The 15,783-nt window shown below is 51.0% G+C and carries 11 protein-coding genes; all 11 read right to left on the bottom strand.

The window, feature by feature from the left end; genetic code table 11:
* Positions 1-15: 15 nt before the first annotated feature.
* A complete protein-coding gene (asd, locus tag AC0MA3_RS00675) occupies positions 16-1,104 on the bottom strand; it encodes an aspartate-semialdehyde dehydrogenase (protein WP_474654800.1) in 1,089 nt (362 codons plus the stop codon).
* Positions 1,105-1,230: 126 nt separating this feature from the next.
* Entirely contained in the window at positions 1,231-2,442 is a 1,212-nt protein-coding gene (locus tag AC0MA3_RS00670) for a VWA domain-containing protein (RefSeq protein WP_474654799.1), read from the bottom strand.
* Positions 2,443-4,788 carry a DUF5682 family protein gene (locus AC0MA3_RS00665; RefSeq protein ID WP_474654798.1) on the bottom strand — a complete coding sequence of 782 codons (2,346 nt, stop codon included), beginning with the start codon at positions 4,786-4,788 and terminating at the stop codon, positions 2,443-2,445.
* A complete protein-coding gene (locus tag AC0MA3_RS00660) occupies positions 4,785-5,888 on the bottom strand; it encodes an AAA family ATPase (RefSeq protein ID WP_379153070.1) in 1,104 nt (367 codons plus the stop codon). The genes AC0MA3_RS00665 and AC0MA3_RS00660 overlap by 4 nt, the downstream gene beginning before the upstream one ends.
* Before the next feature lie 32 nt (positions 5,889-5,920).
* Entirely contained in the window at positions 5,921-7,774 is a 1,854-nt protein-coding gene (locus tag AC0MA3_RS00655; RefSeq protein WP_474654797.1) for a HEAT repeat domain-containing protein, read from the bottom strand.
* A 51-nt stretch (positions 7,775-7,825) separates the two neighbouring features.
* Positions 7,826-9,265: an SWIM zinc finger family protein gene (locus AC0MA3_RS00650; RefSeq protein ID WP_474654796.1), complete on the bottom strand. Its 1,440-nt coding sequence runs from the start codon at positions 9,263-9,265 to the stop codon at positions 7,826-7,828.
* 276 nt (positions 9,266-9,541) lie between these two features.
* Positions 9,542-10,144 carry a response regulator gene (locus AC0MA3_RS00645; protein ID WP_379153080.1) on the bottom strand — a complete coding sequence of 201 codons (603 nt, stop codon included), beginning with the start codon at positions 10,142-10,144 and terminating at the stop codon, positions 9,542-9,544.
* A complete protein-coding gene (locus AC0MA3_RS00640) occupies positions 10,141-11,286 on the bottom strand; it encodes a sensor histidine kinase (protein ID WP_474655149.1) in 1,146 nt (381 codons plus the stop codon). The genes AC0MA3_RS00645 and AC0MA3_RS00640 overlap by 4 nt, the downstream gene beginning before the upstream one ends.
* Before the next feature lie 135 nt (positions 11,287-11,421).
* Positions 11,422-12,486 carry a Delta(5) desaturase DesA gene (gene desA / locus AC0MA3_RS00635; protein ID WP_379153083.1) on the bottom strand — a complete coding sequence of 355 codons (1,065 nt, stop codon included), beginning with the start codon at positions 12,484-12,486 and terminating at the stop codon, positions 11,422-11,424.
* 296 nt (positions 12,487-12,782) lie between these two features.
* Complete coding sequence (locus AC0MA3_RS00630) at positions 12,783-14,381, bottom strand: response regulator (protein WP_474654795.1); 1,599 nt, start codon at positions 14,379-14,381, stop codon at positions 12,783-12,785.
* Between the two features lie 18 nt (positions 14,382-14,399).
* Positions 14,400-15,770 carry an ABC transporter substrate-binding protein gene (locus AC0MA3_RS00625; protein ID WP_474654794.1) on the bottom strand — a complete coding sequence of 457 codons (1,371 nt, stop codon included), beginning with the start codon at positions 15,768-15,770 and terminating at the stop codon, positions 14,400-14,402.
* Positions 15,771-15,783 lie beyond the last annotated feature (13 nt).

Raw genomic sequence — 15,783 nt, 5'->3', positions numbered from 1 at the left:
ATATAGAAATGCAGATTACTTTTTCGGTTTAATGTAGCCTTCTGCTTTGAGCAGTTCAGCGATTAATACCGCGCCTCCGGCTGCGCCTCTTACCGTATTGTGGGACAGACTGACGAATTTGTAGTCGTACAATGAATCTTCGCGGAGACGGCCTGCAGAGATACCCATACCATTCTCGATATCACGGTCCAGTTGCGTCTGAGGACGATTTTCCTCTGCAAAATAGGTAATGAACTGTTTGGGCGCACTTGGAAGACCAAGTTCCTGCGGACGGCCTTGAAAGCTGTTCCAGCGTTCAAGAATCTCTTCCTTGGACGGCTTCTGTTCAAAGGAGGCGAACACTGCAGCCATATGACCGTCAGCAACAGGCACACGGATACATTGTGTCGTAATAACAGGCTGTTCGCTTTTCACAATACCTTCGTCTGTCACATTACCCCAGATCCGTAGCGGCTCCTGCTCACTCTTCTCTTCTTCACCACCGATATAGGGAATGACGTTGTCCACCATTTCCGGCCAGTCGGTAAAGGTTTTGCCTGCACCGGAGATCGCCTGATAGGTAGTCACCACCACCTTGGACGGCTTAAAATCATTAAGCGCATGCAGTGTAGGCATGTAGCTCTGAATCGAGCAGTTAGGCTTAACCGCGATGAATCCAGTCTCTGTACCCAGACGTTTGCGCTGTTGGGCAATGACTTCCAGATGCTCAGGATTGATCTCAGGGATCACCATAGGAACGTCAGGCGTCCAGCGGTGTGCGGAGTTATTGGAAATCACAGGAGTTCCAGTACGCGCATATGCTTCTTCCAGCGCCTTAATCTCTTCTTTTTTCATATCGACGGCGCAGAAGATCAGATCTACATCTGCAGCTACTTCCTCCACCTTGGAGGCATCCTGAACCATGATGCTTTTGACCGCCTCAGGCATAGGAGTGGAGAGCTTCCATCTGTTCTTGACCGATTCTTCATAAGTTTTACCTGCCGAGTTCGCACTTGCGGCAATAGCCGTTACTTGAAACCAGGGATGATTCTCAAGCAATGCGATAAAACGCTGGCCTACCATTCCGGTACCCCCGACGATACCCGCTCTCAACTTACTTGACATAAGAATTTCATTTCCTTTCAAGCAGCGCCTTCGATAGGTGCTTTTTAATAACCGATTATAAATGATATATGCAGCTTACACAATATGTGATTGTAAAGAAGAGGCTTTTGGAAAAAATTATCGGTGTTATGAAGCGCCCAGGCGTTTCGCCAGTTCGCCAAGATCCTGCCCCTTAAGCGCCCCTTCCACAAGCGCAGGCAGTAGAGCCGGAGTACAGGCGAAACAAGGAGTGCCATCGCGTGACAACTGGCCAGCCAGCCGCTCATCATAGGAGGGCTTGCCTTCATCCGACAAGGCGAGCAGGGTCATTGTGCGGACTCCCGACTCGCGCAGATCACGCATCCGGCGCACAAGCCCAGCTTGGTTCCCGTTCTCATACAGATCCGAGACGATAATAAACAGCGTTTTCTTCGGCTCTTCAATGAACTGCTCGCAATACTTTACCGACTTATGGATATCCGTTCCGCCGCCTAGCTGAATCCCGAACAGCATATCCACCGGATCATTCGCACATTGTTCCGTCAAATCCACTACCTCGGTATCAAAAACAACCACCCTGGTATTCAGCGCCGGAATGCTGGCGAAGATGGACCCGATGACCGAAGCCCAGATAATAGAGCTGGCCATCGAACCGCTCTGGTCAATATCAACGATAACTGTCCATTCCTTGCTACGTCTGGCCCGGTCAAAATAATAAAACCGCTCAGGAATAATGATTCGCCGCTCCTGGTCGTAGTGCTTCAGATTCCGCTGAATGGTCCGCTTCCAGTCGAGCCCACTTAGCGAAGGCAGTGGAGAATGCTGCCGCTTGTTCAGCGCCCCGGTAACAGCACGGCGGATATCGGTTTCAAGCAGCTTAACCAGATCATCAACCAGAGCTTGAACCAGCATTCTTGCGGTATCTTTTGTTTTTTCAGGAATTTTCCCCTTCAATGACAAAAGCGTGCCTACCAGCTGGATATCCGGCTTCACCGCAGCTAGCAGTTCCGGCTCGAACAGCAGCTGTTTCCAGCCCCGGCGCTCCATGGCATCGCTCTGGATGATCGATACGACATCCTCCGGGAAGTAGCTGCGCACATCACCAAGCCATTTCGAGAGATTCAGGGCGGCATGACCGGTCCCTGCTCCTTTACCCCGGCCGGCAGGAGAATTACCGGAGCTGCTTCCTCCGTTTGTCTCATCATAGATAGCGGCAAGTGCTGAGTCCATAATCAGCTCCTCTTCAGTCAGGCTAAGCTGGCCGCCTTCGCCATAAGCTGCGAGTGATGCCTCGGCTTCCTGTCCCAAGATCAGACGCCAACGGGTAACTGTGCTCTCTTGCTTAATATCATTCGTCATCTAGAAATCCCCGAAGTCAAAATCATTCAAATCGTCCAGCATCTTGGCTTCATCCTCCTTCAATTCTCCGGTAAGGATCTCTGCTGCCTGCTCCGTATCCACACCCCACAGTTCGCCAAGCAGCTCGGAGATCATCGTCTTCTCCCTTGGCGAGAAAGTGCTGAATGCCCGGCGCAGAAACACCAACGCCCGCTTGAATTCATCATCTTCGAGCGCATTAATATATTCGTTCAACTGCTCCCAGAGGCTCATTCTTGACAGCAGTCCATACCGGTTACGCATGGACAGGCCTTCGAACCAGCCAGCCCCCAGATCGGCCGGGATGCCGGGAGACAAGCGGCGGGAGACTTCCGAAGCAACCTCCTCAGCAGTGATCGCCCCACGCTCCATTAGAATGGCACAGGCGAACCCGGAGAGTCTCGGGTTACGGTTATCCTGCTCCGACAGATGCAGCAATTCCTTCAGCCACAGCGGTTCATCCACCGTCTCACTGTGGTCCAGAGATATTCCGTTCAGTTCATTCATAGCCACAATCATCTGCCCGGCGGCCTCATCATTGCAGCCACTAGCATCGAGCAGGAACAGGCATCCCCGCCGGAATAGTTCTTCCAACAGTGGTCTTAGAGGCACGGTATCCACCTTACGGATGTCGCCAAAGCCGATAATGGTGGCCAGTTCACGGGCTGCTGCAGCAATACCAACTACATCGCGGCTGTCTACAGCAAGACTCTGAAGTACACGGCTGGCTTCCTCCATCTGTGCCGTCAAACCGCATTCACAGGCGACTCGTATGAGCACCGAGGCTTCGGCGATAGACCGGCAAGCCTGCAGCTTCTCACGCAGTACATAGGCGGCAGCCACTTCGATCGTTTCTCCCAGCAGGGTCGATTCGACAACCTGAATCTCGACCTCCGGGGTCCACTGGATGATCCAGTATTCTGCCCAGGTGGCCGCATCCTGTCCACTGGGCCTATTCTTGGCAAAAGATATGCCAAGCAGCTGCAGTCTATGGAAGAGAACAGACCGGTTCAGATCCAGATACGCTGCTTCCTCACGAGTTACTCTGCGGTTCTCCCGCAGGTCTAACGATAGTTCACTGGCTACGGTAGATTTATACTTCTCCAGCTTATATCGCTTCAGCAGCCGGTTCAGATCGTCCTGAATGGGGGTCTGACTGACACCTTCAGCCAGTTGCCCGATGGCTGTCCCCACATCCACTCTAGCCAGGGCATCGGCAATGACAGATAATTCACCGTGGCCAAGAAGAGTCTGAGCAGCATCGCGCAAATCACGCAGGGTAGGCGCACTACCGCCGTGCAGCGCAGCCAGCGACTCGGCCAGGCGTACCGCCTCGATTACCTCAGCCGTGGAGCGGTGGGTTCCGCTGCTGCGCAAATAGCCCGCAAGCGTGGACAAATAAAGATGCGCCAGCTCCTCCGGCCGCCCGGCCTCCATGGTCTCCCACATCATTTCAAAGTAATGTGGTGCTCCATTCCCTGCCCCGTAGCCAGACTTTGTCGAGAGCTTGTAATACGAATATGGCATCAGTGTCAGCTTGGTACTGCGTGAAGGCAGACCCGCCAGTTGCTTATCATCCAGGGGTTCTGACAGATCGGTAAGCGCAGAAGCATGATATGCTCCGCAAATGACCACGATCTTATCCGGCGCATGGCCCTCAGCGATTTTCTCCCGGATCTGCCGCCGCATATAGGCTTCGCGCAGCGCGTTATAAGCGTGCTCCTTCGGCTGCTCAAGCTGCTCCCGGCCTTCCGACAGTAAGCGCATCTCGGCGGAGAATGAAAGAATCGCCGCACGATAAGCTCCGGTACTTGCGTTGTGTTCGTAATTACGCTCCCAGTACATATCATAATCATGTTCACCGGCCAGCCGAGCAATCCGGCTATACACCGACTCTTCTTCCTTAATCGCTTCCGTAGACGGCTCTCCCGTCTCATTCACTTCTGGCTTCACTTGCTGTACGGATAGACTTTCCCGTCTCATGGCATCCTGCAGACTCAGAATAACCGAGGAAGGAAGATCAATAAATGCTGCATCCGCCCCATGATCCCTGGCCCATTTCATCCCCTGATATTCAGGGGAATAGACCGCTAAAGGCCACAGTGCAGTCCGAACCGGCAGCTCTTCCGTGAAAGCCAATATAGCAACGGGAGGTTGGGTTGAACGATGCGTCAAATGGCGGATTTCATCCGTGGCATCACTTGGGCCTTCGATCAGCACCGCCGTTGGCTGAAGCTCATTCAGATATTCCAGCAGATGCTTCGCGCCGCCCGGAGACAAGTGACGCACTCCGAAAATATTCACCCCGGCTTCAGCGGTCGCTTTCACTCGTTCAGCTCCTTACAGGCCTGGTAAAGTCCGCGCCATTCTGCTCCTTTTTTCTTCATCACATTATCCAGGTATTCTTTCCAGACCAGCTTATCCTTGTCATCGTCCTTTACCACTGCTCCTTGAAGTCCTGCAGCAAGGTCGCGTTCTGTCAGCTCACCATCACCGAAGCTGGCTGCAAGCGCCATACTGTTCGTCAGCAGGGAGATGGCCTCAGCCGTGGAGATCACCCCAGCCGGTGTTTTCACCTTCTCCTTCTTATCCAGCGTCATGCCGCTGCGCAGCTCCCGGAAGATCGTAACCACCTTGAGCAGCGCCTCATCCGCAGGAACGGAAGCCCCAAGATTATAGGAGGATGCAATCTCAGCAACCCGCTTCTTCACAATCGACAACTCGGTTTCAATATCCGTCGGTGCAGGCAGCACGATAATATTGAAGCGCCGCTTCAGTGCAGCCGACATTTCGTTGACACCGCGGTCTCTCGTATTGGCAGTGGCTATAATGGAAAAGCCCTTGCGCGCACCCGTTTCCTTACCAAGCTCCGGCACGGAGATCGTCTTCTCCGAGAGAATGGAGATCAACGCATCCTGCACCTCCGAAGCACAGCGGGAGATCTCTTCGAACCGGGCAATCCCGCCATCCTCCATAGCCCGCATAATCGGGCTTTTGACCAGTGCTTCCGGGGTTGGGCCGTTAGCCAGCAGCATGGCATAATTCCATGAATAGCGAACATGCTCTTCACTGGTGCCGGCCGTGCCCTGTACAACAAGTCCAGAGTTGCCATAGATGGCCGCTGCCAGGTTCTCCGACAGCCAGGATTTTGCCGTTCCCGGCTCCCCGATCAGCAGCAGTGCGCGGTCGGTGACCAGGGTGGCTACGGCCATCTCAATCAGGCGCGTGTTGCCAATGTATTTAGGGGTAATCACCTTTTTGCCAGCCTTTCCGCCTGCGATAAAGGTCAGCACCGAGCGCGGTGACATCTGCCATCCGGCCGGAATATTACCTTTATCCTCCTTACGCAGCGCCTCCAGCTCTTCCTGATACAATACCTCTGCCGGCAGACGCATATAATCCTGAAGGTGTTCTTGTTCCGTTGACATGGATATCTCTCCTTTGATTAGACCGCTCATGATTATTCCTGGCTGCGAAGCTGATTGATCACATATTCCAGCTGCGCACGGCTTTCGTAGTACCTCAGATTCGGGAGAAGTGCTTCCAGACGGCTGATGAAGCTTACGGGAAACTTCAGCATTTGCTGGAATTGGGCATATTCAAATCTGTAGGGACTATAGCCCTTCTCATTTTCCATTGCCGATATCTGCAGCTCATTCAGTTCAGAATCCGGCATCCCAGAACGCGCCAGACCTGTAAAGATATTCGCCATAAAGTCATGATTCCGCTGCTTTTTCTGCTGGCTGCTCTGATCGCTCAATTTATTCAGCAGATAGCTGCGGGATTCTTCATGATCCGGTCGGGCAAAAGCGCATACCAGCTCGGTCACATCCCGATGTATGAACAAATCCAACCAACGAGGGTCCCATGCGGCCTGGATTTTTTCGGGGGAGAGCATTCCCATCTCACGGTATGGACGCTCCCTCTGCGGGTCCCAGACTGCGTCATACCATATTTCCTCTACATTCATAACCTGCTGCATAATTGTATCCATAAGCAGCTTGTTACGCTGCGCAGAATCCTTTGTGACTACAGCTTTTAGCTTGTTTATCAGCGTGCCGCCAAATTGTCTGTAGAGCTCCTCAGGTGACATCAGCTGCTGGGCTGCGCGGAAAAAGTGCGGGAAATAGCGGGAATCAAGTTTTTCCAGCTGTCGCAGCTCCTCAAAAGCCGATTCCGAAGCGGCTCTCTGTTTATACCACGCGGCTTCATTAATTACAGTCGTAAAGCCCAGGGAAGCAAACCGTCTATATTCCTGGATTACATAGCTGTAGAGCTCATCCAACTGCGAATTCCGCTGTCCGGAAAGAACCGTCGCAAACGGCCGGATTCTGTTCCATACTTCCTCCGTATGCTTCTTATCCACATTCTCCTGCGGCGCTTCATGCAACTCTTTGTTATATAGTACTGACAGCTTTTCAAATAGTGTTGCTGAAGAACTGTGCACTATAGCATCTGCAGCTAGCTCCCGGTCTTTTTTGCCCGAAAAAGCTTCATACAGACGTTCTTCACCTTGTGGTGAACCGCCTGCAGCCAGTGCTTTATACGCAGCTTCGCGGATCACTTTTTTCTTATCGGTACTCCACTCCAGCAGGGCTGGCAGGTAAGCTTCATGTGTGCCAAGGCATTCAATAGCAGCGGCCCGGATCTCGTCACTGCCGGTTTCAGCAGCATGAAAGATCTCTTCAAGCACTTCCGTTCCTCCCGCCTTGGCGATGGTCTTCAGCTTGCGGACTTCACTTTTACCGCCGGTGATATTCAGATTTTCGATCAGATAGCCGGTAATGTCAGGACCGTAGGCCGGGAGAATCTCCGACATACTGTATTCGGCGATCTCGGAATAAGGATCATTGAGTGCCGCAATCGCGAGCGGAAGCAGACGAAGATCCTGAAACATCCCCTCCTTAAAAGCCTCAATTACAATCTCATATCTGCCGCTCCCGGTGGTAGTGAGCGCCTGCCGTACTGCGGCGAGCTTACGGTAAGGATGTTTGGTCTCCAGCAAAAGATTACGGCTGCGAAGCTCACCAGGAGTGCCTTCTGGTGCAGTAACCCCTTGGGTATACAGCACCGATTCCAGCAGCAGCGTCAGCTCCTGCAGCCGGGTCGCGGCCTGCATTCCTTGCCCGTCCCCGGGCTCCAGCAGAGAGGCAATGCCTTCCCCGAGCCTTTTGAACACTGCAGCCCGCTCGCCAAGCTGTTGAAATTGCGGCAGCAGCCGTTTTAGGCGGAAATCACCTGCGGCCAGATCACTGCCGGCGATATATAATCTTCTGACCTCTTGGTGAAGCTCTTGCAATAATGCTGTACTCATGGACTGTCCCCCTATAGGATATATAAGAACGTATATGATATTTATAGACAGTTAGTACAATAGCCGGGTAATCGACCCACCCTGGATCAGGGATAACGGCTGAGCTACCAGGCGCCCCTGATCCAGCAGATGCTCGAACATCACCAGCATGCAGCAATCCTTCAGAGCAGATGCAGGCAGGAACGGGAGCAGCTCAAGGGTGCCCTGAGGCAACGAAGGAATGTCTTCCAATACCAGCCCGGCTCCAGATTCATCCGTGATCACATACTGGCCGTTTTCGGTCACACCGAGGCTGGATGCATGAAGTAATACAACTGGGGTTTTATCACTTAAAGGGTTCTTCAATTGATTTTTGACCTTCTTGAGCGTCTCAGCATAAGAACGGCTAGCTTTTGCCAAGACTTGTTCAAGATCTGCATCACTTACAGCTCTTGATGTCAGTTCTTCATAACGCACCCTGACATTCATATCTCCCGGGTAAGTGTACAGCAGCGGAATACAGGCAAGCTCAAAAAAGCTGTCTTCCTCCCGCATCAGCTTGGCAGCTTTATAAGGACGGTAATTCACAGTCCGGTGAATCTCGCCGCTAGCGGTCTCCAGCCAGTAGCCTACATCTACGAACTCCTGCCGGGCAGCATCATCGTAACTATAGAACGCAAGCTGCATTAGCTCCACGTTTTCCTTCACCAGCCCATACTCCTTAAGCTCCGAAAGCTGCCATGCATGTCCCAGCCATTCATCAATCGAAGATTCATGATCGAGTGCAAGCTCCGGGTCCTCGGCTCTGGCTGTCAGATAAATCCGGCCTTTCTTGATAAAAGCATGCAGCCGCGTTAACTGCTCCATGGCATATGTATAACCCTCTTCTCTGTCCTCTCCCTTGCCCAGCAGCAGAGCAAACCTGCGCAGCTGTGTCTGCGCTCCCGATAAATAGTAATTACCAAGCTGCTTCACATGCTCTTGTATGGTTTTGAGTGTCTTGTTGTCGATGGTGGATAATCCGCCACGGATCAGAGACAGCACAAGCTTTTCCAGCAGATCGAGTCCCTCGAGCTGTGCGTTTATTTTTTTCTTCAATGCAGACTTGTTGACCTTCTTTGGCTTACTCTCGGCACCCTCGGCCGTCTGCTTCGCCTTGTTCTCTACCCGTTTCTCCGCCTTCTCACGTTTGGAGGCAACATCCTCCGGCACAGGTGCTGGCGAGAAAGCCTGCCCATCCACATAAGCATAAAGAAGGCCCAAGGTGTGCTTGCAAGGGAACTGGCGGCTGGGACAGGTACAACGGAACACCGGACTTTCAGGGGTAATAAAATCCACAGAGCATTCGTAAGGGGTTTTACCGCTCCCGGCGCATTGACCAAAGAGCAACTCTCCATTCTCTGAAACATGCAGCTGTACGAAGCTCTTCTTGCGCACCAGACCCTGGCCATTCTTAATGGCAGCGGCATTGGGTGCGAGCGAATCTACATAGGATGATGTTAGTTCAGGCAAATTAGTTGTCCTCCCGACTGAATTAGGTGGCAGATCAGCTGATATATTGTGTTATTTGCACACATGTACTTCATTACGTCATTACCCAGATTAAGGGATAAGATCACATGTTTGCATTTATCTTAGCAAAAATATCCACCGGTTCCAATCCGGCATATGGTTCCTCCTGAAAAACAGGAATAAAGTCACGTCAATGCAAGAATATTGACAGAAGTAGATACAAAAAAAGAGACTCATCGAGTCCCCGTTGTTATTCTACATTGTTATTCTGCATTCTTATTTAAACCAGCCCTTTTCCTTAAATCGGGTAATCGCTTCAATCCGGTTGCCTACGTCAAGCTTGTCGAGTATTACAGATATGTAGTTGCGTACTGTTCCGGTTGTGATGTAGAGCTGGCTGGCGATCTCTTTCGTATTTTTGCCATCGGCAATGAGTCCGAGCACTTCCTTCTCCCGCTGGGTCAAAGGATTCGCTTCATTACTGTAGGCCTCATCCATCAGTTCGGGGGCATAGAGCCTTTTGCCGGCCATTACACTGCGGATCGCGAGCGCAAGCTCTTCACTTGGACTGTCCTTCAGCAGATAAGCATCCACACCGGCTTTGACAGCACGTTCGAAATACCCCGCACGTGCAAAGGTGGTCAGAATCATTATTTTACAGACAGAATCCTTCAAGGCCTCCGCAGCCTCAAGACCACTCATTGCCGGCATCTCAATATCCATGATACAAATATCCGGCTGGTGCAGCTGCACGAGCTTGACGGCCTCCTCACCGTTGCTTGCCCGGCCTACCACCTGCATATCTTCCTCAAGATCCAGCAGGGAAGCGAGTGCCCCCAGCAGCATGCGCTGATCTTCAGCAATTACTATTTTGATCATAGTTCTTTTACCTCCAGTTCCGGTTGCTTAAAGACATTCGGCACCTTAATGACGAGCGTCGTTCCTTGATCTTGCACTACATCCATACTTCCGTTCACGAATTCAAGCCGCTCCTTCATCCCCTGCAGCCCGTGTCCCTTATCGTACAGGTTGGTTCCTTCAATTCCCGTACCGTTATCCTTCACCTTAATCTGCAGGTCGGTCCGTGACGGTTCGATCAGCACCTGGCAAAGTGTTGCTTGGCTGTGCTTCACTACATTGGTAATGGCTTCTTTCAGACACATGCTCAGTACATTCTCTGTAATCAAGGAGGTATTCGTCAGCCTCGGACTGCCCTCCAAAGTGAATTCAATCTCTGCCGCCTGCAGCAATTGCCGGATACGTACCAGCTCATCCTCCAGACGGATTCCGCGCATTTGCGTAACCATTTCCCTGACTTCCTTGAGTGCACTTCTGGCAGTCTGGCGGACGTCATTAATCTCGTGTACCGCTTGCGCTGGATTTTTGTGAATCAATTTGCCGGCCAGATCACTTTTGAGGCCGATGAGCGAAAGCTTCTGTCCAAGTGTATCGTGCAGATCCCGGGCGATCCGTTGCCGCTCCTCCATGATTACCAGTTCAGAAATGCGTTTGTTGGCATCCTCCAGCTGACCCTGCAGCTTATCCTGGTTGTTCCGGTTATGCGTTGTCGCGGGCAGAAGAACTACAGCGATCATACTCACCAATACAAACGGAATCTGTGAGATGAATACAGGGTTTCTAGTAATCAGCTCATAGTTGATAGCTACGATGGTGGTCAGCAGGTGAATCGAATACAAAATGAAAAAACCGGCTCTTTTCTGAATATTCCCGATAAAAAAGGCAATAAACAAAGCAAAATACATATATCCGAACAGCAGAGTCATGGTAATTGAGACAACGATCTGCACACTGGTCCAGAAATAGACAACCCAGCCCTTCGATTTGAAGGAGAGGACATAGCAGGCGAAAAAGACCATAATCATAACGATTCCATAGACCCACTGGTTCTGATTCACCGAAGCGGAACGGAAGATGAAATAAAACGGGAGAATATAAAACACTACCCATACATATGGGCTGAGACCCGTACTTTTGTGAAAAATATGATGCCACTTCTGCATGTCAGCCATCCTTTTTGCCAGCAAGTTTGTACCCCCATTTTAGCATAAACCCAGCATCCTCCAACAATATGCAGCAAAAAAAGAGAAAGAGCAGCGCCTGATGTTCTCCGGCTGCTTCTTTCTCTGCTATATATTTTATTCGCCCTGGAATCCGGGTTTGATGACTTTCAGGCCATCTGTTCCCGGTTTCGGCTCTTTCATTCTCGCCTTGATCTCCCTGAAACCGACAAAACCTTTATTCTCTTCATCCCATAAGCGGAAATGGAGGGCCTTCAGGCTGGTTCCGATGGTAATCGTTGTTGCGTGCTGCAGCGGTGTGGAGGCATTGTGTGCCAGCTCCAGATTATAGTTCGGCACCTTCGGACTCAGATGATGAACATGGTGAAATCCGATATTACCGGTAATCCATTGCAGCAGCTTAGGCAGTTTATAATAAGAGCTGCCTTCCACAGCGGCTGATACATAGCTCCACTCCTCTTCATGCTCGAAGTAGGAATCCTCAAATTGATGCTGCACATAGAACAGCCAAATGCCTAGAAAGCCGGATACGAATACTACAGGCAACTGTACCAGCAGAAAAGCCTGCCAGCCCATGGCCCAGATCAATGCAGCATAAAGTGCGGCAATAGAAACATTAGTTAAGTAAGTGTTCATCCGCTCCTTGCGTCTTGCACCCTTGGCATTGAAACGGTACTGAATCAGGAAGACAGCGATCGGCCCGACCACGAACATGATCAGCGGATTGCGGTAAATGCGGTAGTACAGGCGCTTCAATGGCTTCGCAGCAATATACTCCTCTACCGTCATAATCCAGATATCACCGATTCCTCGTTTATCGAGGTTACTGCTCCCGGCATGATGGATGGAATGGCTATGCTTCCACTGGCGATAGGGTACAAGCGTCAGTACGCCCGTAATGGTGCCGATGATATCATTGGCTTTGCGGTTTTTGAAGAACGAGCCATGGCAGCAGTCATGGAAAATAATAAAGGTGCGGATCACGAATCCCGCAGCTGGGACCGCGAACAAAAGCGTGAGTCCGTAGGATACAGACAGGCTGAAATAGGCTGCCATCCATAAAAGTACCAGCGGAACGAGTGTATTGATCAATTGTCTGATGCTCGCACTCTGATTAGTTTTTTCAAAAGGGGCCATGCTTTTTTTCAGGCTGGAGAGCTGTGATGTCTGGTTTGTAGTCATCTTGTTCATTTCCTCCTCGGATGTGCCCGGTCACGGATACATTCATCTAACTTAATTATAGAGAAGTATGTGTCATCTGCGGAAGACATAAACATCAATGATACAGTATGACAAATGTCATACTTATGACAGGGAGACAGGCTGAACAACCCGTTTATTCCTTGGGGAAAGCTCCTTCCATGTATCCTGACAGCATCAAGCCAACCACCAATACAACAAAAAACCGCAGCTAAGGTCTTCAAGACCAGCTCCTGCGGTTTTGTTAGGCAAACTTAACATCAGTGATAAGGCAAAGTCTAATTAGCCTGCCGGGAATTCAATTCACGGTATTCCGTAGGTGTTTTTCCGGTGGCTTTCTTGAATACCTGCGTAAAGTAACGCGGATCCTGATAGCCGACAAGCGGTGCAACCTGATAGACCTTAACATTGCTGTTCTGCAAAATATATTTGGCTTTCTCCATCCGGCAGTGGGTTACGTATTCCAGGAAGGTATAGCCCGAGATTTGTTTGAACAGGGTGCAAAAGTGGCTGATGCTCAGATCTGCGACCTCCGATACCTCTTCTATGCTGAGATCCTTATGATAATTTGCCTCAATATACCGTTTGGACTTCTCCACGATGCTCCGGCCATCCTCACGGGTGGCAGATTTATGGCTCTCCAGCATCCACTCGCGGAATTCCATCTTCAGTGCCGCAATCATAGCTGAAAGTGTACCTAGACCGTGTAGCCTGCTGAGCAATCCTTCTAAGGACCAGTCAGTATGCATATTGAGATGTTCAAACTGCCGGTACAGCACCACAATCATCTCAATAATCAGCCTCTCCGCAAGCTCCTGCGGCAATCCCTGTGCTTCAATGAAACTGGACAATTCATCGAACAAGGACAGCATCCGCTCAAGATCTACGGTGCGGATACTTTCAATCAGGGCAAGCTCCAGCTCCTTCGGATATTTCACTTCCCGGCTTCCGCCAGGCAAGGACTCCTCATCGAGGAATACACCCGCCTGACCCGAATAAAACCGCTGGTACAGAGCTTTGCAAGCAAGCGGGTACACGGTACTCAATTGATTAAGCCCGTGTGTGATGCGGCTGATCCCCACTGAACATTCCAGCTTGGAATATCTTTTGATCCCTTCGATCAACTGTTCGCCAAGTTCTTTTCTGCCGGTAGTAAGGTTTCCTGGGAAAAGCAGGATCCATTCACCGTTATAGAACGGGAACACGGACAACACACCATTTTCTAGCGACCACTCTTCCAGAATGTTCCTTACCGCGAACAGCCAAAGGCGCTTCTCCTCCACGCTCCACTCGGCGATCAGAGCGGCGTAATGATCCAGCCGGACCACCGCCATGAAATAGTCGCTCTCCAGCTCACTGTTCTCCAGCCATTTGAGATGCTGAAGCGGACGCGGATTACCAAGCGTGAACTCGGCAAACATCCGCTCACGGGCCAGCATCGACAGAGTCTGTACCGAGAGCATCAGCTGTTCATTCTCCTTCTGATGGTCGAGTCTTGCTCTGGCCCGTGTGAGCATCTCGGTTAATTCCTCATGATCAATCGGTTTCAGCAAATAATCAAATGCCCCCTGGCGCAGTGCTTCCCGTGCATACTCAAACTCCCCGTACCCGCTGATAAAGATAAAGATCAGCTTACCGCTGCGCGGCAGCACCTCCTTCATCAATGCAATACCATCAAGAACTGGCATGCGGATGTCGCTGATGATAATGTCAGGTTCCGTCTCCTCGATCATATGCAGCGCCACTTCCCCATTCCGCGCTTCCCCAACAATAGTAAGGCCAAGTTCTTCCCACGGTATGGCAACCTTCAAGCTTCGCAGAATGACCGGTTCATCATCCACCAGCAGCACTTTATAATTCACCTGTGTTACCCCCATCTAAAGACCCCCCCAGGCTTATTGAATGGCCGAGCTCCGAATCAATTTCCAGTATTGTTCCGATGAGGCCTGCAGCTGCTTCAATGCATCATTGCCCTGCAGACCGCCATCAATCATCTCTTCTATAACACTCAGGAATGTTTTCTTGACCTCAGGGGAAAGGAGATTATCATACGGCACAAAGCTCTGCTGATTCTTCTCCATCATCTCCATGACTTGTGCAAATACCGGCCCTGTCTTATTCGGATCAATGGTAATCCGCATGGACGGGATTCTTAAGCCTTCGTATACAATCCGTCTCTGTATCTCTTGTGTATAGAATGCTTGCATCAGCGCAAGCGCCGCTTCCCGTTTGGCTCCGCTCAGGCTCGAAGACAATCCGATTCCGATGGTATACCCGCCCGCAATAGAGGCTTCCTCACCACTTCCTAGAGCCGGGAACGGAATAACCCCTACCTCGTTCTGGAAACCCTCAGGTGCCTTCTCTCCAGTGAACAGGTTAATATCCCAGTTGCCGTTCAAATACATGGCAGCTTGCCCGTTTGTAAACAGGCCGACTGCATTTTCCGGTGATGTATCATTAGAGAGCGGACTAAATGCCTCTTCGTGGATCCACTCACCCAAATGCCGGAAAGCTTGTTTGTAATAGCTGTTCTCAAAGCTGGCTCCATCCTTGCCGGTGACCAGCTTCTGGATCAGATCCGGACCGGCATAGCGGTCCATTAAATAATGGGCAAATATTCCCGCAGGCCAGCGGTCTTCATTGCCGAGCGCAAAGGGAATGTAGCCGGCCTGCTTCAGTTGGCGGATCGCCTCATCCAGTTCAGCCAGCGTCTCAGGGACCTTAATACCCAGCTTGTTGAAGATCGTCCGGTTATAGTACAGCGGCTCCGCATTGCCTTCAATCGGCAGACCGTAAATATGATTATTATTGAACGTCCAGAGGTGCAGATCCTTGAACTGATCCTTCAAACCGTTCTCCTCGGCAAAGTCCGTCAAATCCATCAAACGGTTGGAGCGGACATAAGGTTCAATCTCGGCCCCTCCGAATAACACGAACATATCCGGCGGCGTACCGGTAACCATTTCACTCTTCAGCTTTTGCTCCCGGTGTATGGTCTGATCCAGTCCCTCGAAATTCACTTTGACATTGGGATGTTCCTGCTGATACTCCTCCACAACCTCTTCAAAAATAGCCAGTAATGGCCGGTCATGCTCCTTAATCCAAAAATGGCGGAAGGTGAGTGTAATTTTCTCCTGGGCATTGTCCTCAATAGGTTCCCTTCTGCCTTGCATAATAAAGAAGACCGCCCCCGACATCAGGCCAATATAAAGAATGATCCATCCCCGTTTCATCAGCCATCTTTGGATCGTCTGCTTCCTGGTCATTCCGTCAGCCCCC

It is taken from the genome of Paenibacillus sp. LS-5 (assembly GCF_056121505.1).
Note: the sequence above shows the minus strand (reverse complement) of the source record. Positions and strands in the feature narration are given on the sequence as shown.

What these genes read in the sequence shown, in the direction of transcription:
- asd (WP_474654800.1), bottom strand. Translation starts at nt 1,104, where the DNA reads ATGTCAAGTAAGTTGAGAGCGGGTATCGTCGGGGGTACCGGAATGGTA.
- AC0MA3_RS00670 (WP_474654799.1), bottom strand. Translation starts at nt 2,442, where the DNA reads ATGACGAATGATATTAAGCAAGAGAGCACAGTTACCCGTTGGCGTCTG.
- AC0MA3_RS00660 (WP_379153070.1), bottom strand. Translation starts at nt 5,888, where the DNA reads ATGTCAACGGAACAAGAACACCTTCAGGATTATATGCGTCTGCCGGCA.
- AC0MA3_RS00655 (WP_474654797.1), bottom strand. Translation starts at nt 7,774, where the DNA reads ATGAGTACAGCATTATTGCAAGAGCTTCACCAAGAGGTCAGAAGATTA.
- AC0MA3_RS00645 (WP_379153080.1), bottom strand. Translation starts at nt 10,144, where the DNA reads ATGATCAAAATAGTAATTGCTGAAGATCAGCGCATGCTGCTGGGGGCA.
- AC0MA3_RS00640 (WP_474655149.1), bottom strand. Translation starts at nt 11,286, where the DNA reads ATGCAGAAGTGGCATCATATTTTTCACAAAAGTACGGGTCTCAGCCCA.
- desA (WP_379153083.1), bottom strand. Translation starts at nt 12,486, where the DNA reads ATGACTACAAACCAGACATCACAGCTCTCCAGCCTGAAAAAAAGCATG.
- AC0MA3_RS00630 (WP_474654795.1), bottom strand. Translation starts at nt 14,381, where the DNA reads ATGGGGGTAACACAGGTGAATTATAAAGTGCTGCTGGTGGATGATGAA.
- AC0MA3_RS00625 (WP_474654794.1), bottom strand. Translation starts at nt 15,770, where the DNA reads ATGACCAGGAAGCAGACGATCCAAAGATGGCTGATGAAACGGGGATGG.